Source organism: Pseudomonas sp. B21-054 (assembly GCF_026016345.1).
Lineage (GTDB): Bacteria > Pseudomonadota > Gammaproteobacteria > Pseudomonadales > Pseudomonadaceae > Aquipseudomonas.
This window is the reverse complement of the sequence record NZ_CP087204.1, coordinates 1,909,084-1,929,545: the sequence shown is the minus strand read 5'-3', so window position 1 is coordinate 1,929,545 and position 20,462 is coordinate 1,909,084. Positions and strand designations below refer to the sequence as shown.

18 protein-coding genes are annotated in these 20,462 nt (G+C 61.0%); 7 read left to right on the top strand and 11 right to left on the bottom strand.

Features of this window, described 5'->3' with window-relative positions; translation table 11 throughout:
- Positions 1-271 precede the first annotated feature (271 nt).
- On the bottom strand, positions 272-1,348 hold the full coding sequence (gene mtnA, locus LOY70_RS08610; RefSeq protein ID WP_123342119.1) for an S-methyl-5-thioribose-1-phosphate isomerase: 1,077 nt from the start codon (positions 1,346-1,348) through the stop codon (positions 272-274).
- A 106-nt stretch (positions 1,349-1,454) separates the two neighbouring features.
- Here mtnA and LOY70_RS08605 point away from each other — a divergent pair, with 106 nt between their 5' ends.
- The 5 genes from LOY70_RS08605 to LOY70_RS08585 all read left to right on the top strand — a co-directional run bounded on the left by LOY70_RS08605 (position 1,455) and on the right by LOY70_RS08585 (position 6,281).
- Positions 1,455-2,786, top strand: coding sequence for a TRZ/ATZ family hydrolase (locus tag LOY70_RS08605; RefSeq protein WP_265035478.1), 1,332 nt, complete (start codon positions 1,455-1,457; stop codon positions 2,784-2,786).
- 61 nt (positions 2,787-2,847) lie between these two features.
- Positions 2,848-3,546 (top strand): bifunctional 2-polyprenyl-6-hydroxyphenol methylase/3-demethylubiquinol 3-O-methyltransferase UbiG, encoded by a 699-nt coding sequence (ubiG, locus tag LOY70_RS08600; protein ID WP_123342955.1) that lies wholly within the window; start codon positions 2,848-2,850, stop codon positions 3,544-3,546.
- 4 nt (positions 3,547-3,550) lie between these two features.
- Positions 3,551-4,222: an N-acetylmuramic acid 6-phosphate phosphatase MupP gene (gene mupP, locus LOY70_RS08595; RefSeq protein ID WP_123414609.1), complete on the top strand. Its 672-nt coding sequence runs from the start codon at positions 3,551-3,553 to the stop codon at positions 4,220-4,222.
- A gap of 30 nt (positions 4,223-4,252) precedes the next feature.
- Entirely contained in the window at positions 4,253-4,993 is a 741-nt protein-coding gene (locus LOY70_RS08590; RefSeq protein WP_123342122.1) for a YciK family oxidoreductase, read from the top strand.
- 361 nt (positions 4,994-5,354) lie between these two features.
- Positions 5,355-6,281 (top strand): GGDEF domain-containing protein, encoded by a 927-nt coding sequence (locus tag LOY70_RS08585; protein WP_265035476.1) that lies wholly within the window; start codon positions 5,355-5,357, stop codon positions 6,279-6,281.
- 144 nt (positions 6,282-6,425) lie between these two features.
- On the opposite strand, the gene LOY70_RS08580 is transcribed toward LOY70_RS08585, so the two are convergent.
- From LOY70_RS08580 to LOY70_RS08550, 7 genes are all read right to left on the bottom strand, one after another.
- Positions 6,426-7,196 (bottom strand): TenA family transcriptional regulator, encoded by a 771-nt coding sequence (locus LOY70_RS08580; RefSeq protein WP_413776628.1) that lies wholly within the window; start codon positions 7,194-7,196, stop codon positions 6,426-6,428.
- Positions 7,197-7,274: 78 nt separating this feature from the next.
- Positions 7,275-9,734, bottom strand: a complete 2,460-nt coding sequence (locus LOY70_RS08575) for an EAL domain-containing protein (protein ID WP_265035472.1) — start codon at positions 9,732-9,734, stop codon at positions 7,275-7,277.
- A gap of 191 nt (positions 9,735-9,925) precedes the next feature.
- Complete coding sequence (locus LOY70_RS08570; protein ID WP_265035470.1) at positions 9,926-11,752, bottom strand: ABC transporter ATP-binding protein; 1,827 nt, start codon at positions 11,750-11,752, stop codon at positions 9,926-9,928.
- Positions 11,745-12,380, bottom strand: coding sequence for a DsbA family protein (locus LOY70_RS08565; protein ID WP_123342127.1), 636 nt, complete (start codon positions 12,378-12,380; stop codon positions 11,745-11,747). The genes LOY70_RS08570 and LOY70_RS08565 overlap by 8 nt, the downstream gene beginning before the upstream one ends.
- A 3-nt stretch (positions 12,381-12,383) precedes the next feature.
- Entirely contained in the window at positions 12,384-13,325 is a 942-nt protein-coding gene (locus LOY70_RS08560; RefSeq protein WP_123342128.1) for a rhodanese-related sulfurtransferase, read from the bottom strand.
- Between the two features lie 172 nt (positions 13,326-13,497).
- On the bottom strand, positions 13,498-13,797 hold the full coding sequence (locus LOY70_RS08555; RefSeq protein ID WP_265035467.1) for a BolA family protein: 300 nt from the start codon (positions 13,795-13,797) through the stop codon (positions 13,498-13,500).
- Between the two features lie 12 nt (positions 13,798-13,809).
- Positions 13,810-14,331, bottom strand: coding sequence for a DUF2059 domain-containing protein (locus LOY70_RS08550; RefSeq protein ID WP_030141033.1), 522 nt, complete (start codon positions 14,329-14,331; stop codon positions 13,810-13,812).
- A 191-nt stretch (positions 14,332-14,522) separates the two neighbouring features.
- Between LOY70_RS08550 and LOY70_RS08545 the strand changes: the two genes are divergently transcribed.
- Positions 14,523-15,917: a class II fumarate hydratase gene (locus LOY70_RS08545; RefSeq protein WP_123342130.1), complete on the top strand. Its 1,395-nt coding sequence runs from the start codon at positions 14,523-14,525 to the stop codon at positions 15,915-15,917.
- 168 nt (positions 15,918-16,085) lie between these two features.
- On the opposite strand, the gene LOY70_RS08540 is transcribed toward LOY70_RS08545, so the two are convergent.
- Positions 16,086-17,048: a DMT family transporter gene (locus LOY70_RS08540; RefSeq protein WP_265035461.1), complete on the bottom strand. Its 963-nt coding sequence runs from the start codon at positions 17,046-17,048 to the stop codon at positions 16,086-16,088.
- Positions 17,049-17,237: 189 nt separating this feature from the next.
- Here LOY70_RS08540 and LOY70_RS08535 point away from each other — a divergent pair, with 189 nt between their 5' ends.
- On the top strand, positions 17,238-17,435 hold the full coding sequence (locus LOY70_RS08535) for a DUF6316 family protein (RefSeq protein ID WP_123414616.1): 198 nt from the start codon (positions 17,238-17,240) through the stop codon (positions 17,433-17,435).
- 171 nt (positions 17,436-17,606) lie between these two features.
- Here LOY70_RS08535 and LOY70_RS08530 read toward each other — a convergent pair whose 3' ends face one another.
- Positions 17,607-18,791, bottom strand: a complete 1,185-nt coding sequence (locus LOY70_RS08530) for a thiolase family protein (protein ID WP_265037992.1) — start codon at positions 18,789-18,791, stop codon at positions 17,607-17,609.
- A gap of 103 nt (positions 18,792-18,894) precedes the next feature.
- A complete protein-coding gene (gene pap / locus LOY70_RS08525) occupies positions 18,895-20,418 on the bottom strand; it encodes a polyphosphate:AMP phosphotransferase (protein WP_265035459.1) in 1,524 nt (507 codons plus the stop codon).
- Positions 20,419-20,462: the final 44 nt, after the last annotated feature.

Sequence of the window (20,462 nt, the reverse complement as noted above, 5' to 3'; positions counted from 1 at the left end):
TCACAAGAGCCGCCACGCACCTATCCCCCTGATGCGCATGGAGCATAGTTAGTTGACCGGTGACAGGCTGATAGAGGGCCAGAGGGCCTCAGAGGCAGTGTGAATGAAGATTCATGGCTCGATTCTGCCTGTTTTATTGACTTTTCGGGCCTCATCGCGAGCAAGCTCGCTCCCACAGGGGATTTGTGTCGTGCATGAACGCTGCAGGCGACTCGATCAAAATGTAGGAGCGAGCTTGCTCGCGATGGCGGCAGTCAGACAGCACCCACCATTAATGCAGCCGCTTGCGACACATCAACTGCGCCATCTTCGCGGTATCCGGGCGCTCGACAATGCCCTTCTCCGTGATGATTGCGTCGATCAGGTCCGCCGGGGTGACGTCGAACACTGGGTTGAAGGCATCCACATCCGCTCCGACCCGCTTGCCGCCGACTTCCAACAGCTCGCGCCCGTCGCGCTCTTCAATCGGGATGTCTTCCCCGCTGGCCAGGCTCATGTCGATGGTCGAACTCGGCGCCACCACCATGAAGCGCACGCCGTGGTGCATGGCGCAGACCGCCAGCTGATACGTGCCGATCTTGTTCGCCACGTCGCCATTGGCGGTAATACGGTCGGCGCCGACGATCACCCAGGTCACACCCTTGGTTTTCATGATGTGGGCGGCGGCGGAATCGGCGTTGAGGGTCACCGGAATGCCTTCGTTGGCCAGTTCCCATGCAGTCAGGCGCGAGCCCTGCAGCCAAGGACGGGTTTCATCGGCATAGACACGCTCGACCATGCCTTCGAGGAAGGCGCCGCGAATCACCCCCAGGGCCGTGCCGAAGCCGCCGGTGGCCAGGGCGCCAGTGTTGCAGTGGGTCAGGATGGCCTGGGCATTGCCCTGATGCTTGCGGATCAGATCGACCCCGAGCTGGGCCATGGTCAGGTTGGCTTCGCGATCGCTCTCGTGGATCGCGATGGCTTCGGCCTCAAGGACCGCCAGCGGCTCGGCGTGCTCTTTCAAGCGCCCCAGCCGGTCACGCATGCGGTCCAAGGCCCAGAACAGATTCACTGCCGTCGGCCGGGAAGCGGCCAGCAAGGCAAAATCGGCTTCCAGCGCCGCCTGCCAGTCACCGCCTTCGGCCATCCGTGCCCGCGCCGCCAGCACCACGCCATAGGCCGCGCTGATACCAATGGCGGGCGCACCGCGCACCACCATCGAGCGGATCGCCTCGGCCACACCCGCCGCGCTGGTGTAGGCGATCCAGTTTTCCTCGAACGGCAAAATACGCTGATCCAGCAGGTACAGGGCGCCATCCCGCCAATCGATGGCCTTCACCTTCTCCGCAGCCAACAGTCGATCGCGCATCCCTCACCCCGCACTCATGAACAAAAGCCGCCGATTATAGCGATCCCTCCGCGAAGACGCTCGGGTATACTTCGCCATCCTTTATAACCCATGGAACCGTTCCACGATGCCCAAGCCTGCCGTTGCGCTCGACTTATTATTGCTGCCGACCTGGTTGGTGCCTGTCGAACCCGCCGGTGTGGTGCTCAAGGACCATGGCCTGGGCATCCGCGACGGTTGCATCGTGTTCATCGGCCCGCGGGCGGAAGCCCTCAAGTGTGACGCCGCCCAGGTTCGCGAATTGCCCGGCATGCTGCTCAGTCCGGGCCTGATCAACGCCCACGGCCATGCGGCGATGACCTTGTTCCGCGGCTTGGCCGACGACCTGCCCTTGATGACCTGGCTCGAACAGCATATCTGGCCAGCCGAAGCCAAATGGGTCGATGAAGACTTCGTGCGCGATGGCACCGACCTGGCGATCGCCGAGCAGATCCAGGGCGGCATCACTTGCTTCTCTGACATGTACTTCTACCCCAAGGTTGCCAGCGAACGCGTGCATAACAGTGGCATCCGCGCGCAAATCGCCATTCCGATCCTGGATTTCCCGATCCCCGGCGCCGCCAGTGCCGACGAAGCCATTCGTCAGGGCATCGAGTTGTTTGGCGACCTCAAGCACCATCCACGGATCAAAGTCGCATTCGGCCCCCATGCGCCCTACACGGTGGGCGACGAGAACCTGGAGAAAATCCGCGTGATCGCCGAAGAGCTGGACGCGGCCATTCATATGCACGTTCACGAAACCGCCTTCGAAGTGCAGCAGGCTGTGGATAACACTGGCGAGCGGCCCATGGCCCGGCTGGGGCGACTGGGCCTTTTGGGGCCGCGCTTCCAGGCCGTGCACATGACTCAGGTCAGCGATGAAGACCAGGCTTTGCTGGTAGAAAACAATTGCAGCGTGATTCATTGCCCGGAATCGAATTTGAAGTTGGCCAGCGGCTTCTGCCCGGTGGAGCGCTTGTGGCAGGCCGGGGTCAATGTGGCGATCGGCACCGACGGTGCGGCGAGCAACAACGACCTGGACTTGCTCGGCGAAACACGCACCGCCGCGTTGCTGGCCAAGGCTGTTGCCGGTTCGGCCACGGCCCTGGACGCCCACCGGGCGTTGCGCATGGCCACGCTCAATGGCGCCCGGGCGCTGGGCATCGAAGCGACGGTCGGCTCCCTGGAAATCGGCAAGGCCGCCGACCTGGTGGCCTTTGACCTGTCGGGCTTGGCGCAACAACCGGTTTACGACCCGGTGTCGCAACTGATCTACGCCACGGGCCGCGATTGCGTGAAACACCTGTGGGTGGCCGGCAAGCCGTTGCTGGAAGATGGCCGGCTGACTCGCCTGGACGAATCGCAGCTGACCGCCACAGCCCAGGCCTGGGGCCGTCGCGTCAGCGGTCACAACGAATAACCCGACCCCTGGAGCCATGGCTCGGGGCATACGATTTTTCAAGTTTTTCGAGGATCTGCACATGAGCAACGTTGACCACGCCGAAATCGCCAAATTCGAAGCCCTGGCCCATCGCTGGTGGGACCGTGAAAGCGAATTCAAACCGCTGCACGATATCAACCCGCTGCGGGTCAACTGGATTGACGAACGGGTCAATCTGGCCGGCAAGAAAGTCCTCGACGTCGGCTGCGGCGGCGGCATCCTCAGCGAAGCCATGGCCCAGCGCGGGGCAACGGTGATGGGCATCGACATGGGCGAAGCCCCGCTGGCGGTTGCGCAATTACATCAACTGGAGTCCGGCGTCAGCGTGGAATACCGGCAGATCACCGCCGAAGCCCTGGCCGAGGAAATGCCCGGGCAGTTCGACGTGGTCACGTGCCTGGAAATGCTCGAACACGTGCCGGATCCGTCATCGGTCATCCGCGCGTGCTTTCGCATGGTCAAGCCTGGCGGCCAGGTGTTCTTCTCCACGATCAATCGCAACCCGAAGGCGTACCTGTTCGCCATTATCGGCGCCGAATACATCATGAAGCTGCTGCCGCGCGGCACCCACGACTTCAAGAAATTCATCCGGCCTTCCGAGCTGGGCGCCTGGAGCCGCATGGCCGGGCTGACCGTCAAGGACATCATTGGCCTGACCTACAACCCGCTGACCAAGCACTACAAGCTGGCCGCCGACGTTGACGTCAACTACATGATCCAGACCCTGCGCGAGGAGTAAGGCGATGCGTCTCAAAGCGGTTCTCTTCGACATGGATGGCACGCTGCTCGACACCGCGCCGGACTTCATCGCCATCTGCCAGGCCATGCGCGCCGACCGTGGCTTGCCACCGATGAACACGCAGCACATTCGCGACGAGATTTCCGGCGGTGCCCGGGCGATGGTCGCGGTGACCTTTTCCATGGACCCGGAATCACCGGGGTTCGAGGAACTGCGCCAGGAGTTCCTCGACCGTTACCTCAAGGGTTGCGCGGTCCACAGCCATCTGTTCGACGGCATGGCCGAGGTGCTGGCCGATATTGAAGCGGCCAACCTGATCTGGGGCGTGGTCACCAACAAACCGGTGCGTTTCGCCGAGCCGATCATGCAGCAACTGGGCCTGGCCGAGCGCTCGAAGGTGCTGATCTGCCCTGACCATGTGAAAAACAGCAAGCCGGACCCGGAACCGCTGATCCTGGCGTGCAAGATGCTCGACCTGGACCCGGCCAGCGTATTGTTCGTGGGCGACGACCTGCGGGACATCGAGTCCGGCCGCAACGCCGGCACCAAGACCTGCGCGGTGACCTACGGCTATATCCACCCGGACGACAACCCCAAGCATTGGGGCGCGGATGTGGTGATCGATCACCCTTCGGCGCTGCGTGAAGTGCTGGATAACGCGTTGTGTGGTTGCTGAGCGGCTTTTGTTCTGTTTCGTGAGGTTTTTATGTTTGATTATTCCGCCCGTCCCGACCTGCTCAATGGCCGGGTGATTCTGGTCACCGGCGCCGGTCGCGGGATCGGTGCCGCTGCGGCAAAAGCCTACGCCGCCCATGGCGCCACCGTGCTGTTGCTGGGCAAGACCGAAGCCAACCTGACCCAGGTCTACGATGAAATCGAGGCGGCCGGCCATCCGCAGCCGGCAGTGATTCCGTTCAACCTCGAAACCGCCCTGCCCCATCAATACGATGAACTGGCGGCCATGATCGAAACCGAGTTCGGCCATCTGGACGGTCTGCTGCACAACGCTTCGATCATTGGCCCGCGCACGCCGCTGGAGCAATTGTCCGGCGAAAATTTCATGCGGGTGATGCATGTCAACGTCAACGCCATGTTCATGCTCACCAGCACCCTGCTGCCGCTGCTCAAGCTGTCCCAGGATGCGTCCGTGGTGTTCACCTCCAGCAGCGTCGGGCGCAAAGGCCGGGCGTATTGGGGGGCTTATGGGGTGTCCAAGTTTGCTACCGAGGGGCTGATGCAGACCCTGGCCGACGAAGTCGATACCGTCGCCGCGGTGCGCGCCAACAGCATCAACCCTGGAGCAACCCGCACCAGCATGCGCGCCCAGGCCTATCCGGGGGAAAACCCGCTCAACAACCCGACGCCTGAAGAAATCATGCCGGTCTACTTGTATCTGATGGGACCGGACAGCACCGGCATCAACGGCCAAGCCTTCAACGCGCAGTAACCCTCCTCCACGTCGCGACGTATTACCGTCGCGACGCACTCGCCTTCGATGCCCAGCCAGACGAACCGCCAACTCCACGTCGCAAAAAAGACGGAGGAATGCCCGCGACTGGCTATCAATTCCTTGATTCCTAATCGGTTTTTATTCTAATGAACTGAATGGCACGACTTTCGCTCTAAATATCCTCAAACACGCCATGTTCGGCGGGGAACGGACGTTGAGACGAGTCTTACGCCTGTCAGGGAAGCGGACTAAACTCAAATCAGATGTCCTACGGGACTGAAGGATCAGTGCGACGCGCTACCAAAGTCGCCTCACCCAGCCCGGCAGGAACAGATTTAGCTTAGGGGCTAACGCCAAAATGAAAACGCCCAACCAGATCAACGCGATTGACTTCGACAGCGCCAAGTTGCAGCGCCTGGGCTTCGGCCAGCCGTCGCCGCTCGTGGCACGGTCCGTCAACCTTTCGCAACTGCGTCAGCAACTGAGCCAACAATTGCAGACCAGCCTGGAGCCGCAACGAATCCTGGGCCTGTTTTTCCGGGAAGTTCAACGCCTGGTGCCCCTGGACGCATTGGCCTATCAGCACAAACCCAGCGATCTGCGTCTCGAATTCGGTCAGCGCGGCCACCACACCCTCAGCTACAACCTCAGCCATGAAGGCGAACATTTGGGGGAGCTGGTGTTTCGCCGCAACCAGCGCTTTTCCGAGTCGGAGCAAAGCGACCTGGAGTCCGTGCTCTCGACGTTGCTCTACCCGCTGCGCAACGCCCTGCTCTACCGTGCCGCCACCCAAAGCGCCCTGCGCGATCCCCTGACCGGCACCGGTAACCGCATCGCCATGGACCAGACCCTGGTGCGTGAAATCGACATGGCCAGGCGTCATCTGCAGCCTCTGTCGCTGCTGATGCTCGACATCGATCATTTCAAGCGTATCAACGACAACCATGGGCATGGCGTAGGCGACGAAGTACTCAAGTCCGTTGCCGAGTCGATCAAGAATCAACTGCGCAATGTGGACATGGTGTTCAGGTTTGGTGGTGAAGAGTTTCTGATCCTGCTTTCCAACACCAGCCGCGATGCCGCGGCCATGGTCGGTGAACGATTGCGTTACGCCGCCCAGGCACAGGATTATTTCGCGGCGGGCACACGGATTGAACTGACGGTCAGCCTGGGTTGCGCGACCCTGCTGCCGGGCGAATCAGCGGAGAGCCTGTTGCGCCGGGCCGACAGCGCGCTGTACGTGGCCAAGCGCGAAGGCCGCAACCGGTTGGCGATGGCGGGCTGAAAAAAACAATCAAGGAACACTGGAATCAATGTGGGAGCGAGCTTGCTCGCGATGACGGTCTGACAGCCAACCTCCCCGTTGACTGCCAGCCTCTTCGCGAGCTGACTCGCTCCCACATTGGGTTGCTATGCGAAGCGGAGGAAATCAGCTCCCAGCCAGTGCCAGACGCTCACGGGTGGACGAAGATTTCGCCACGGACTCCGACTGCTCCAGTTGCATGCAGCGCTCCAGGAACAGGTACATGTAGTCATAGCTCTTGCACACGGCCTGACGCAGCTCCGCCTGCAGGGCCTTGCTTGGGTTCATGCCGGCCAGGGTACAGATGATTTCCAAGGCTTCCCAAGGGTGGGCGTCATCGTACTGGGCATGCATCTTCAGCCATTTCATGGCCCGCTTGCGGTCTTCCTCGGCGAAAGCCGCCGCATAGACACCGCTGGAACACACCAGCGCCGACCACTCCCCGGTCGCCCCCTCGATGGCATAGTTGGTCGCGGCGATGGCCACGATCAACGAGTCCGACGAGCTGGTGTGCCAACACCAGTGGCTCAACGCATGGAGCTCAGGCGGTACATGCTGGGCTTGCAGATCTTCCAGGGTCACGCCATGGGCGGCGCTCCAGTTCACCCAGTAATCGGCATGGTTGAGTTCGACACGAATGTTACGCATCAGCCAACGACGCGCCATGTCCTCGCCGGGATGGCGGGCAAAACGGGTCTTGGTAAGGTTTTGTGCCATGTATAAAGCGAACTGTTCAACGACCGGCCAACCACCAATGAGGTAGTGGCGCATGGTCCTGGCGCTGAGCTTGTTATCGCGCATGCGTTGATACAGCTCGTGTTCGACAACCCGGCGCTTGCTCTCGCTGCAATCGGTAATGAGCTGCTGTGCCCATTTCGGATAGCTCGTGGGGTCCATGAGCGGGCCTGTTCGGTTGAATGTGTCGATCACTGTCGGGCTCCTTTTGATTGTGATTTTCCGGATCAACAAAGAAGTTCAGCGGAACGTGCCGGGGGCCTTGAATAACAACGGCTGGGGCCGGGCCGGCCGACATTGCAACGTGTCACAGGTAAACAATTGCGGGCGTTCGATCACATACCCTTGAGCGTAATCCACACCAATTTCCAGCAATGCCTGCTCGATCTGGGTGGTCTCAACAAATTCGGCAATAGTGCGCTTACCCATGACGTGGCCGATGTGATTGATCACCTCGACCATTGCACGGTTAATCGGGTCGTCCAGCATATCCTTTACGAAACTCCCGTCGATCTTCAAGAAGTCTACAGGTAAATGTTTCAGGTAAGCGAATGAAGACATTCCGGCGCAAAAGTCATCCAGCGAGAAATAGCAGCCCAAGCTCTTGAGTTCATTGATAAAGCGGATCGCGCTGCCCAGATTCGAAATAGCGCTGGTCTCGGTAATTTCAAAACAAATCATTTCTGGCGGTATCGAGTAGGCCACGAACTGTTTACGCAGAAAGTCCAAGAACGCCTGATCTCCGATAGTAGTACCTGACAGATTAATCGCACACATGGCCATGGGCTCCTGACGCGACTCATTCAGGCACTGGCGAATGATCTTGAAGACATTCTCCACCACCCAACGGTCCAGGGAGGTCATCAGGCCATAGCGTTCTGCCGCGGGGATGAAACTGTCCGGCAAGATCATCCGCCCGGCTTCGTCATGCAGGCGCAGCAGGATTTCAATATGCCCACCGCCATGGTCGCCCGGGCCCAGCGCGGCGATTTCCTGGGCGTAAAGACAGAAGCGGTTTTCCTCCAAGGCCATATGCAGACGCTGGACCCAGGCCATTTCACCAAAACGCAGGGACAACTCCGAGTCGTCGGCGTGATAGACCTGGACCCGGTTACGCCCCTTCTCCTTGGCCATGTAGCAAGCCATGTCGGCGGCGCGCAGGGACGCCTCCAGAGTGGTCGGGTTCTGGGCGATGTGCACCAGGCCAATGCTCACAGTGGTGACAAACGGCCGGCCCTTCCAGACAAAGTGCAGGTTTTGCACTGTCTGGCGCAGCCCCTCGGCGATTTTTTCCGCGGCCTCCGGCGAACAGTTCTCCAGCAAAATGCCGAACTCATCGCCGCCCAGCCGGGCCAGGGTGTCATTTTCCCGCAGGCCCGATTGCAACAAGGCGCAGATATGCCGCAACAATTCGTCACCCGCCGCATGGCCGCAGGTGTCGTTGACCAGTTTGAACTGATCCAGGTCGAGAAACATCAAGGCATGGCGCCCGACCTGACGGGTGAGGTTGTGCAAAGCCTGCTCGAGGCGATACTCGAACTCCCGACGGTTCGCCAGGCCGGTCAGGGCGTCATGGGTGGCCTGCCACGACAGGTTGGCGATGTATTGGCGTTCCTGGGTCATGTCATGCAGCACCAGTACGGCGCCGCTGACCTTGCCGGCATGACGGATCGGCGCCCCCACCAGGGTCACCGACACCGTGCTGCCGTCCAGGCGCTGGATCAACTTGGAATGCTCGCTGGCGCCGCTGAGCCGACCGCTGAGAATGTGCTCGATCAGGGTCAGGCCCTCGGTCTGGGCATTGTCGTCGAGCAGATTGAACAGCGCCGCCAAGGGCAGCCCCGTGGCGTGTTCGGCTTTCCAGTGGGTCATCGCTTCGGCAGCGGGGTTCATGTAGGCAATGGCGCCTTCAACGTCGGTGGTGATCACCCCGTCGCCGATGGATTGCAGGGTGATCTGCGCACGCTCCTTCTCCAATTGCAGCGCGTTGGCGAAGACCTGCCGCTGGGCCAGCAATTTATGCGTACGCAATAACGCCAGGACAATCAATCCAAGGGCCGTGGCGAAGTTGGTCACCAGCAACAGGCGCAGGATAAAGCGCGACCCCTCGCCCAGCGCATCGCTGAAAGCCTTGGCGGCCGGGGTGACGGAGTCGTTGATCGCAAAGATTTGGGCCTTCCAGCCACGGATATCGCTCTCCGACGCCTGGCCTGCGGTAATGCTGTCGTGCATCTGCCGGGCGACGTTATCCAGCTCGATCAGATAGCCGTCACCCACCGTCCAGAGGTCGATGGCCTCTTCCAGGTAACTGAAGTGACGGAAATTCAGATAAAGCCAGATCACGCTGGACACGTCGTCCGGGTGGTTCCCGCCCTTGAGGATGCCTGCCCTTGCCGCGTCCAGGTCCGGCGGCTCACGGTCGAGTGCGACTCGCAGTTCATGGCCGCCCTCGGGTACGGCGATGGCCTGCTGGTACTTGCGGAAAATTACCTCGTCACGACTGTCCGCATAGAGGTTGAGGTAGTAAATGGCGTCTTTCTGGCCCTTGGACCAAAGACTTTCTCCCGCCACATAGCCGCGAACCGCAGACAACACATAAAGGCTGACGCCTCCAAGTAGTGCTTGAAATAACACAACGGCAATAAAGGGCCAGACGATGCCCAGCAGCCGTGGCGTTCCTAGAGTCTGCTTTTGCTTCATGAGGTCCCTTGCACAGGTACTGCCGGATGAACACCCGCGAGAATTCCGCTCCTGACTCCACAGCCTAGGCTAGTTTTCGATCCTTCGAATGACCGGATGAAGGAACGACAGGCTTTGGCTTGAGATTCGGAGGAAGTCGGGGAGTTTCCTTGAGTTTTTTCAGATACTAAGCGCAGAAAAGCGCAGGAAACTCAAGGCTGCTGTATTTGTTGCAGGTGACCATAGAGTCGGGCGTACAAACCACCTTCGGCAATCAGCTGTAGATGGTCACCGTCTTCAGCAATTTGACCGCCGTCAAATACCAGCACCCGATCAGCCTGTTTCACGGCCGACAATCGGTGGGCGATGATCAGCGTGGTACGCCCGCTGAGGAATCGCGCCAGCGCCTGATGGAGGTTGTACTCAGTGGCGGCATCCAGTGCCGAGGTGGCTTCATCGAGAATCACCACCCGTGGGTTGGCCAAAACCATGCGGGCGATGGCCAGCCGTTGACGCTGCCCGCCCGACAGGCGCACCCCGGAACGCCCGACGACGCTCTCCAACCCTTGGGGCAACGCTCGCACCGTGGCATCGAGCTGGGCAATCTCCAGCGCCCGCCAACAGGCCTCGTCGCTACACTCCCGGCCCATGGCGAGGTTGGCGCGCACCGTGTCGTTGAACAACGCAGGGTGCTGCAACACCACCGCGACGTTCTCGCGGATGGTTTCCAGGCCGATCTCCTGCTGCGTGGCGCCGCCGAAACGGATGCTTCCCGACTGCGGCGTGTACAGCCCCAGCAACAGCTGCACCAAGGTGCTCTTGCCGCCGCCGCTGGCCCCGACGATGGCGACCTTCTCGCCCGGCGAGATGGACAGGTTCAATTGGTCGAGCACCAGCTCCTCGCCATAACCGAAGCTCAAGCCTTGAATGTCGATGCCCACGGTGTCGCGCCCCTTGAACGGGTCTACACCGCCAGCGTATTGCGGTTCATCGGCACGGGCCAGCAACTCGTTGATCCGCGACAGCGCACCGCCGGCGGCATAAAAAGCATATTGCAGGTTGAGCAGTTGCTCCACCGGGCCGATCATGAACCAGAGGTAGCTGAACACCGCCAGCATCTGGCCGATGGACAGGTCGGAAAACACCACTGTGAGCATGGCCGCCGCGCGGAAAATATCGATACCGAACTGGAACAGCAAACCACTGGCGCGGTTCGAGGCGTCGGTCTTCCACTGCGAACTCACCGCGTAATCGCGGACCTCCTTGGCGCGTCCCCCCAAACGACCGAGGAAATACCCCTGGCGGTTCCCGGCGCGCACTTCCTGGATAGCGTCCAGGGTTTCGGTCAGGGCCTGGGTGAAGCGCGAAGTGCTGTCGTTCTCCAACTTCTTGAGGTGCTTGACCCGCTTGCCCAACTGCACCGTGGCATAGATCACCAGCGGGTTGAACAACAGGATCAGCAGCGCCAGTTCCCAATGCATCCACACCAGGATGCCAGCAGTGCCCACCAGGGTCAGCATCGCCACCAGGAAACGGCTGAGGGTTTCGCCGATGAATTTGTCGAGGGTGTCCAGGTCCGTGACGAGGTGGGCCGCCACGGTACCACTGCCCAGGCTTTCGTATTCGCCCAGGGAAATGCGTTTGAGACGTTCGATCAGCCGGATACGAATGCGATAGACGATGTCCTTGGCCAGCCTGGCGAACAAGCGTGCCTGCAATACGTTGAACAGCAACGCACCACAGCGCAGGGCCAAGGTCACCAGCAGCATCAGGCCGATATAGCCGGCCGCGCGCTGCCACTCTGTCGGTAATGCCTGGTTCATGACTTTCAAGGCCGCATCGCCGTGCCCCAGCAGCACTTCGTCCACCAGCAGCGGCAACAGCAACGGGATTGGCACACTGCACAACGTCGCCAGAACGGCCACGCCGTTGGCGATCCACAGGGCTTTCTTGTGTTTGAGGGCCAGCCTACGGATTTCCGCCCAGCTCAACCGATCGATGCGCCGCGTGACCTCTGCCTCATCCGACAGGTCAGGCACAGGCCGCGCGCTCCAGCCAGCGACCCAGCAATGGAGACAATTGGCTCAAGGGCTGGTAGCCGTTAGTGAGCAAGGCCAATTGGCCGTCACGTTCGGCCAGCAACGTGGGGAACCCGGCAATGCCCAGGTCCTGCACCCAGGTGAAATCCGCAGCGGTGGCCGCATGTTGGTCGGCGCGGTCGAATGCCGCGGCGAATTCGATACGCGGCAGCCCGGCCTGTTCGGCCAGTTCCACCAGGACGCTGGCGAGGGTCACGTCGCGGCCTTGTACATAAAAAGCCTGCTGGATCAGCTTCACCAGCTTCCAGGCCAGGTCAGGCGCCAGGTTGCGGGCTGTCACCACGGCCCGGCAGGCCGGTTCGGTGTCGTAGACGAAACCGTCCGGCAACGCACCTTCAAGCTTGAACGGCTGGCCGGTGGCCTCGGTGACGGCCTGCCAATGTTCCAGGATGTAGCGCCGGGTGGTCGGTTCCAGGGCCGCACCGCTGCCGGTGCGCAAACCGCCCACCACCAGGTGCAATTCCACACCGGCGGCTTGCGCCTGCTCGACCAGCGCCTCGGCCACCGGCGCGAAGCCCCAGCACCAGGAACACATCGGGTCCATCACATAGAGCAGGCGTGGCGCCATGGTTCAAGCCTCGGAAGATGACTGCTTGTAGTTGTAGCCGATTGGATGCGGCATGTTGCGGGCCTTGGCCAATTCGATCTGCTTTTGCCGGTCGATGGCGCTGCGGCGGGTCTTCTCACTCAGCTTATCCCAGCAATGAGGGCAGCTGATGCCCGGTACATAATGCTCCGAAGCACGATCTTCCACGCTGATCGGTGTACGACAGGCGTGACATTGATCGTAGTCCCCTTCGCTGAGGTCATGGCGAACGGTTACGCGGTTATCGAATACGAAGCAGTCGCCGCGCCATTTGGTTTCTTCCTGAGGCACCTCCTCGAGGTATTTCAGGATGCCGCCCTTGAGGTGATAGACCTCGTCGAAACCCTGGCCGAGCATGTAGCTGGAGGCTTTTTCACAGCGAATGCCGCCGGTGCAGAACATCGCGACTTTCTTGTGTCGGGCCGGATCGAAGTTGGCCTTGATGTACTCGGGAAACTCGCGAAAGCTGGTGGTCTTGGGGTCGATCGCGCCTTCGAAGGTGCCGATGGACACTTCATAATCATTGCGGGTGTCGATCAACAGCACTTCCGGATCGCTGATCAGCGCATTCCAATCCCGCGGTTCAACGTAGGTGCCGACTTGTTTGTTCGGGTCTACGCCTTCAACGCCGAGGGTCACGATTTCTTTCTTGAGCTTGACCTTGGTGCGGTAGAACGGCTGCTCGTCGCAGTACGACTCTTTGTGGTCGATGTCGATCATGCGCGGATCGTTCTTGAGCCAGGCCAGCAGGCCATCGATGCCTTCGCGAGTGCCGGAGACCGTGCCGTTGATGCCTTCCTGGGCGATCAGCAGCGTGCCTTTGACGCCGTTGTCGAGCATGGCCTTGAGCAAGGGCTCACGCAACTCGACGTAATCTTCAAGGGTGACGAACTTATACAGTGCCGCCACGACAATGGGTTGTGTCATGGGTGTTTCTCCAGGTGGCTACCCTCGTAAAGGGTGAACCGGATGCGAAAAAAAAACGCGCCCGGGAAGGCGCGTTGCGGATTCTAGCAAAAAAGCAGCTTCAAGCTCCAAGCTTCGAGCTGCAAGCCACAGCGCTATAGCTTGTAGCTGATAGCTTGAAACTTGTAGCGCTCTACCCCTTGCTACCCCCGGCACACGTCGGCGAAGCCGGGGCAGTATCGATTTTTGCCCATTCTTCAGGGGTGTAGGTGTGCAGCGCCAACGCATGGAATTCGCCCATCAGCTCGCCCAACGTGCCGTAGACCTTCTGGTGGCGCTTGACGCGATTGAGTCCCTCGAACTGCTGGCTGACCACCACGGCCTTGAAGTGGGTCTGTAACCCACGGCTGTGCATGTGGCTTTCATCCAGCACTTGCAGATACTCGGGCTGCAAGAGCCCGAGCGTCGATTCGATGCGTTGTTGCATGCTCATACCAGGCTCCGCTTACGGCTTTTTCTTGGCAGGGGCGGCGGCTTTTGGCTCAAGCTCGGCTGTCATGTCCGCCAGCAGCTTGTTGACCACCGGCACTGCGCTTTCAAGCTTGGCCTGGGTCAGTTGGGCCGATTGCTGGGTCAGCTGGGGCATTTTTTCCAGGACTTTCTTGCCCAGTGGCGACTGGTAGAAGGACACCAGGTCCTTGAGCTCCGACTCGCTGAAGTTGCTGGTGTAGAGCTTGACCATGTCCGGCTTGAGCTTGTTCCAGCCGATGGCCTGGTCCAGCGCGGCATTGGCCTTGGCCTGGTAGGTTTCCAGGGTGGCTTTTTTCGACTCAGGGGCTTTGGTCTGCTCAAAGCGCTGAGCAAACATTTGCTGCACTTGCATGTACACCGGGGTGCCCAGTTTGTCAGCGTGGGCCAGGGTCAGGAACGCTTCGGCACTGGCGTTGTGGCTGGCGGTATCGGCAAGAACAGGGCCGCTGGCACACACCAGAGCAACTGCGGTACAGATGGCACGAAGACGGGTCATCGAGTTTCCTTTCATTAAAGGCGAGGTAAAACCCCAAGGGCGACCATTCTGCGCCTAAAAAACGCCGCGCCTCAACCCCGATGCTTCTCACGTCCGATTGACGGGCCGAACCACCCACCCCTAGATTGAGGGAACCGGCGCTGCCCATCAGGGCCTAAACTGCGCATTCAGCCCTACAGGAGTTTGACCCGATGAGCCGTATCGAAACCGACAGCCTTGGCCAGGTTGAAGTCCCGGATGACGCCTATTGGGGCGCCCAGACACAGCGTTCCTTGATCAACTTTGCCATCGGCAACGAACGCATGCCGCTGTCGGTGCTGCACGCCCTGGCGCTGATCAAGAAAGCCGCCGCGCGGGTCAACGACCGCAATGGTGATCTGCCCGCCGACATCGCCCGCCTGATCGAGCAGGCCGCCGACGAAGTGCTGGACGGCCAGCATGACGACCAGTTTCCACTGGTGGTCTGGCAGACCGGCAGCGGTACCCAGAGCAACATGAACGTCAACGAAGTGATCGCCGGACGTGCCAACGAGCTGGCGGGCAACCCGCGCGGCGGCAAGAGCCCGGTGCACCCCAATGACCACGTCAACCGCTCCCAGAGCTCCAACGACTGCTTCCCCACCGCCATGCACATCGCCGCGGTGCAGGCCGTCCAGCAGCAATTGCTGCCGGCCATCGGTGAACTGTCCGGCGGCCTGGCGGAGCTGGCGGCGCGCCACATGAAACTGGTCAAGACCGGTCGCACCCACATGATGGATGCCACGCCGATCACCTTTGGCCAGGAACTGTCGGCCTTCATTGCCCAGCTCGATTACGCCGAACGCGCCATCCGCGCCGCCCTGCCAGCGGTCTGCGAACTGGCCCAGGGCGGTACGGCGGTGGGCACCGGACTCAATTCACCCCATGGCTTTGGCGAAGCGATTGCCGCCGAACTGGCGGCACTGTCCGGCCTGCCGTTCGTCACCGCACCGAACAAATTTGCCGCGCTGGCGGGCCATGAGCCCCTGACCGCCCTGTCCGGCGCGCTGAAAACCCTGGCCGTGACCCTGATGAAAATCGCCAACGACCTGCGTCTGCTGGGCTCCGGGCCACGGGCCGGGTTCGCCGAAGTGAAATTGCCGGCCAATGAACCGGGCAGTTCCATCATGCCCGGCAAGGTCAATCCAACCCAGTGCGAAGCTTTGTCGATGCTGGCCTGCCAGGTCATGGGCAACGACGTGACCATCGGCTTTGCCGCCAGCCAGGGCCACTTGCAGCTGAACGTGTTCAAACCGGTGATCATCCATAACCTGCTGCAGTCGATCCGCCTGCTGGCCGATGGCTGCAGCAACTTCCAACAGCACTGCATCGCCGGGCTCGAGCCGGATGCCGAGCAGATGGCCGCGCACCTGGAGCGCGGGTTGATGCTGGTGACCGCGCTTAACCCGCACATCGGCTACGACAAGTCCGCCGAGATCGCCAAGAAAGCCTACGGCGAAGGGCTGACCCTGCGCGAGGCGGCGTTGCAGCTGGGGTATCTCACCGATGAAGAGTTCGATGCCTGGGTGCGGCCGGAGAATATGCTGGAGGCGGGTAGCCAGGGCTGATGACTGGCTGCCCTCAGCGAATTTGCGTCCACTGAAAATCAAATGTGGGAGCGAGCTTGCTCGCGATAGGGCCGGGCGAGTCGATATCTCCATCGACTGTCACGCCGCCATCGCGAGCAAGCTCGCTCCCACATTAATTTTGTGTCGGTCGCACGATCTGTGGTGCTCTTAACGTCCTACCGCCATCCGCTCACGCCGGGCCCTGAGCCCGGCCATCAGCGAAGGCCCCAGCGCTACCAGCGCCGATCCCAGCACCACCAGCACCGCCCCGCCATACCCCAGCAGATTGATCTGCTCGGCATGGACGTAGTCAGGCCACCACCAGGCGGCTATTGCCACTGCGGCAAAGGTCACCAGCGGCGTGATCGCCAGGGTCGCGCTGACACGCGAGGCTTCCCAATGGGCCAGCGCCTCGGCAAACGCGCCGTAGGCAATCAGCGTGTTGAGGCAGCACGCGAGCAACAACCAGCCCTGAAGAGGGCTCAATTGCAGCGCTTCCAACGGATGCACCCAAGGCGTGAGCAGCAACGCACAGAACAGGTAAATCACCATCATCACCTGCAACGAATTCCACACCGTCAGCAGTTGCTTCTGGCCCAGGGCGTAGAACGTCCAGACCGTGGACGCCAACAAGACCATCAAGACCCCGGCGGTGTAGTCGCTCAAGGAGGTCAGCAGCTCGCCGAGGCGCTGGTTGAAAAACAGCGTGAAGCCGATCAACAGCACTGCCAGGCCAATACCCTGCCCCACACTGAACCGCTCCTTGAACACAAACAGGCTGGCGACCAGCAACATGATCGGCCCCATCTGTACCACCAACTGCGCCGTGCCAGGGCTCAACCGGTTCAGGCCCATCAGGTACAGCACGTAATTGCCCACCAGCCCCAGCACCGCCATCGCCACCAGCCAGCCGCCACGAGGACCGAGCACCTTGCGGCTGGGCAGGCGTCGGGTCGCCGCCAGATAGATGAACAGCAAGCCACCGGACACCAGCAAGCGAAACCAGGTCACGGTGACCGGGTCCATCACTTGCAAGACTTGCTTGAGCTTGATCGGCAGGATGCCCCACAGCAAAGCGGTCAACAGGGCAAGGAACAGGCCATAGACCCAGCGACCGGACGATATGTGCATGCAACCCTCGAAGCTCAAGACAGTGAGCCCCCATTCTAGGCGCGTCTGGCCCGGCGACACAGGGACAGTTGAGCAAAGGCGCCCATGGGATTGTATGGGTCGCAGCCGTCGATCGGCTGGCCAGGCGCAAATTCACGACACCACATATGCTCAATGAAACCGACCTCGCGCCCCCCATGGAGACTCACTATGCTTGGCAAACGCGCCCAGGATCCCGCCCCTACGACGATTTTTCGCAGTGACCGGATCTGCCGGGTAAACGGCGAGTTTTATTTCAATACCCGTGAAGGCACGCAGGAGGGTCCATTCGCCAGTCGCGAGGCGGCAGAACGGGAGATAGAAGCGTATATCGACCGGATGCGGCAGTTGACCCAGGTTGCCAGCTAAGTCCCCCCGTTGGCTGCGCAGCAGCCCCAAAAGAAACCCCCAGTGTGTCTGACACACTGGGGGTTCAGGTTTCAGGGCTGCTACGCAGCCCAACGGGGATAAATCCCCTCGCCACAGTTAAATCCCTCCCAAAAGATGATCCTTTTGCCACCCCATCTCTGCGGTAAACGGTTAACGAACCGCCTCGAACAACCCTGTCGCCCCCATCCCACCGCCCACGCACATGGTCACGATGCCGTAGCGCAGGTTACGCCGTTGCAGCTCGCGCACCAGGTGCCCCACTTGCCGTGAGCCGGTCATGCCGAACGGATGGCCGATGGCGATCGAGCCGCCGTTGACGTTGTATTTCTCGTTATCGATTTCCAATCGATTACGGGCGTACAGGCATTGGGAAGCAAAGGCCTCGTTGAGCTCCCACAGGTCGATATCAGCGATCTTCAAGCCTTTGGCCTTGAGCAACTTCGGCACGGAAAACACCGGACCGATGCCCATCTCATCCGGTGCGCAACCGGCCACGGTAAAACCACGGAAAAACGCCTTGGGCTTGAGCCCCAGGGCCAGGGCTTTTTCCAGGCTCATCACCAGGGTCATCGAGGCGCCATCGGACAACTGCGAGGAATTGCCCGCCGTCACCGAACCGTCTTCGGCGAACACCGGCTTCAGGCCGGCCAGGCTTTCATAAGTGGTGTCCGGACGGTTGCAGTCGTCACGATCCACCACGCCATCGAGGATCTGCACCGCGCCAGTGTTCTTGTCCTCGACGCGGTACTTGACCGTCATCGGAATAATCTCGTCATCGAACAGCCCGGCCGCCTGGGCCTGGGCGGTGCGTTGCTGGCTCTGCAAGGCATAGCGGTCCTGCTCTTCGCGACTGACCTGATAGCGACGCGCAACGATCTCGGCCGTCTGGCCCATGGGGAAGTAGATCCCGGGTACTTGCTCTTTGAGCAGGGGGTTGATCAGGTTGTCGGTGTTGACGCTTTTCATCGTCAGGCTGATGGACTCCACACCGCCGGCGACGATGATCTCGCTGCAACCGGAGGCGATCTGGTTGGCCGCGATGGCAATGGCTTGCAGGCCCGAAGAGCAGAAACGGTTGAGGGTCATGCCGCCGGTGCCGATGCCCAGTTGCGAGAGCACTGCCACGTTGCGGCCGATGTTGAAGCCTTGGGCGCCTTCGTTGGAGCCGGCGCCGACGATGCAATCCTCGACGCTGGCCGGGTCGATGTCATTGCGGCCCAACAAGGCATCGACACAATGCGCCGCCATGTCGTCCGGACGGGTCATGTTGAACTTGCCGCGAAAGGACTTGGCCAGGCCAGTCCGCACGCTGTCGACGATCACCACTTCACGCATGGCGGTACCCTCATTGTTGTGGTCGGTAGGAAGTGGGTCCAGCATAGGTCCACCGTATATCCGACCGCGACAATCATTCATCCCGCGTATGCGCCCTCATTGGCTACTTCCGGCTTTTTTTCGCCTGGCGAGCCTGTTTCTCCGAACGCTCGAAAGCGTCCTCCAGCGCCTGGTTGAGAGTGCGCAACACCTTGACCCGCGCCCAGCGCTTGTCGTTGGCTTCCACCAATGTCCAAGGGGAAATCTCGGTGCTGGTACGGTCCACCATGTCGCACACCGCCGCCCGGTAGGCGTCCCACTTATCCCGGTTGCGCCAGTCGTCTTCGGTGATCTTGAAACGCTTGAAGGGGATCTCCTCGCGTTCCTGGAAGCGCTCGAGCTGAGTCTCCTTGTCGATGGCCAGCCAGAACTTCACCACCACCACGCCCGCGTCGGCAATCTGCTCCTCGAAATCGTTGATTTCGCCGTAGGCCCGCAGCCAGTCGGCCCGGCTGCAAAACCCTTCGACCCGCTCCACCAGCACCCGGCCATACCAGGAGCGGTCGAACATGGTGAACTTGCCGCGCGCCGGAATATGCCGCCAGAACCGCCACATGTAGGGATGAGCGCGTTCCTCTTCGGTGGGCGCGGCAATCGGCACGATGCTGTATTGGCGCGGGTCGAGGGCCGCCGCGACCCGTCGGATCGCGCCGCCCTTGCCCGCCGCATCGTTGCCTTCGAACACCGCCACCAGGGCATGGCGGCGCATGCGTTTGTCCCGCAGCAAACCGGCGAACCGCGCCTGCTCGGTGATCAATTGCTCTTCGTAATCGGCCTTGTCCAGGCGCAGGGTCATGTCCAGGCTGTCGATCAGCGTCAGCTGGTCGTCCAACGCCGGCAACGGCGCCACACTGACTTTTTCCGGCTTGACCTTCGGCCGATCCAGGGCCTGGCGCAATCCTTCGAGCAGGATCCTTCCCACCGTGAGGCTGCGATAACAACTGTCCACGCCTTCGATCACATGCCACGGCGCGTAATCACGACTGGTACGGCGCAGCACCCGCTCACCGTATTTGACGAACTTGTCATAGGTCTGGGACTGCTGCCAATCCAGCGGGCTGATGCGCCAGCTGTGCAGCGGGTCATCCTTGAGCCCCTTGAGCCGGGCTTTCATCTGCTTCTTGGACAGGTGGAACCAGAACTTGAAGATCAGCGCGCCTTCGTCGCAGAGCATTTTTTCCAGGCGCTCTGCCGCGTTGATGGCCTGGTCGAGCCGTGGGTCCTTGAACTCGCCGTGAACCCGCCCCTGCAGCATCTGGCTGTACCAATTGCCGAAGAAAATCCCCATGCGCCCCTTGGCCGGCAGCATCCGCCAATAACGCCATGCCGGTGGCCGCGCCAGTTCCTCGTCCGTTTGTTGGTCGAAGGTGCGGACTTCGATCAACCGGGGGTCCATCCACTCATTGAGCAGCTTCACCGTCTCGCCCTTGCCCGCGCCCTCGATGCCGTTGATCAACACGATGACCGGAAACCGGCCCTGCTGCTGCAACTCGAATTGAGCCTCGAGCAGCGCTTCACGCAGCGCCGGCACCTCGGCCTCAAAGGTCTCTTTGTCGATGGCATGACCGATTTCAGCGGATTCAAACATGGGCAGCTCCTTCCAGGAATGGGGCAAGACTAGCGGATTGGACG

Excerpts from the sequence above, each read along its gene's own strand:
- mtnA (WP_123342119.1), bottom strand. The coding sequence starts at position 1,348 with ATGCGCGATCGACTGTTGGCTGCGGAGAAGGTGAAGGCCATCGATTGG.
- LOY70_RS08605 (WP_265035478.1), top strand. The coding sequence starts at position 1,455 with ATGCCCAAGCCTGCCGTTGCGCTCGACTTATTATTGCTGCCGACCTGG.
- ubiG (WP_123342955.1), top strand. The coding sequence starts at position 2,848 with ATGAGCAACGTTGACCACGCCGAAATCGCCAAATTCGAAGCCCTGGCC.
- mupP (WP_123414609.1), top strand. The coding sequence starts at position 3,551 with ATGCGTCTCAAAGCGGTTCTCTTCGACATGGATGGCACGCTGCTCGAC.
- LOY70_RS08590 (WP_123342122.1), top strand. The coding sequence starts at position 4,253 with ATGTTTGATTATTCCGCCCGTCCCGACCTGCTCAATGGCCGGGTGATT.
- LOY70_RS08585 (WP_265035476.1), top strand. The coding sequence starts at position 5,355 with ATGAAAACGCCCAACCAGATCAACGCGATTGACTTCGACAGCGCCAAG.
- LOY70_RS08580 (WP_413776628.1), bottom strand. The coding sequence starts at position 7,196 with ATGGACCCCACGAGCTATCCGAAATGGGCACAGCAGCTCATTACCGAT.
- LOY70_RS08575 (WP_265035472.1), bottom strand. The coding sequence starts at position 9,734 with ATGAAGCAAAAGCAGACTCTAGGAACGCCACGGCTGCTGGGCATCGTC.
- LOY70_RS08565 (WP_123342127.1), bottom strand. The coding sequence starts at position 12,380 with ATGGCGCCACGCCTGCTCTATGTGATGGACCCGATGTGTTCCTGGTGC.
- LOY70_RS08560 (WP_123342128.1), bottom strand. The coding sequence starts at position 13,325 with ATGACACAACCCATTGTCGTGGCGGCACTGTATAAGTTCGTCACCCTT.
- LOY70_RS08555 (WP_265035467.1), bottom strand. The coding sequence starts at position 13,797 with ATGAGCATGCAACAACGCATCGAATCGACGCTCGGGCTCTTGCAGCCC.
- LOY70_RS08550 (WP_030141033.1), bottom strand. The coding sequence starts at position 14,331 with ATGACCCGTCTTCGTGCCATCTGTACCGCAGTTGCTCTGGTGTGTGCC.
- LOY70_RS08545 (WP_123342130.1), top strand. The coding sequence starts at position 14,523 with ATGAGCCGTATCGAAACCGACAGCCTTGGCCAGGTTGAAGTCCCGGAT.
- LOY70_RS08540 (WP_265035461.1), bottom strand. The coding sequence starts at position 17,048 with ATGCACATATCGTCCGGTCGCTGGGTCTATGGCCTGTTCCTTGCCCTG.
- LOY70_RS08535 (WP_123414616.1), top strand. The coding sequence starts at position 17,238 with ATGCTTGGCAAACGCGCCCAGGATCCCGCCCCTACGACGATTTTTCGC.
- LOY70_RS08530 (WP_265037992.1), bottom strand. The coding sequence starts at position 18,791 with ATGCGTGAAGTGGTGATCGTCGACAGCGTGCGGACTGGCCTGGCCAAG.
- pap (WP_265035459.1), bottom strand. The coding sequence starts at position 20,418 with ATGTTTGAATCCGCTGAAATCGGTCATGCCATCGACAAAGAGACCTTT.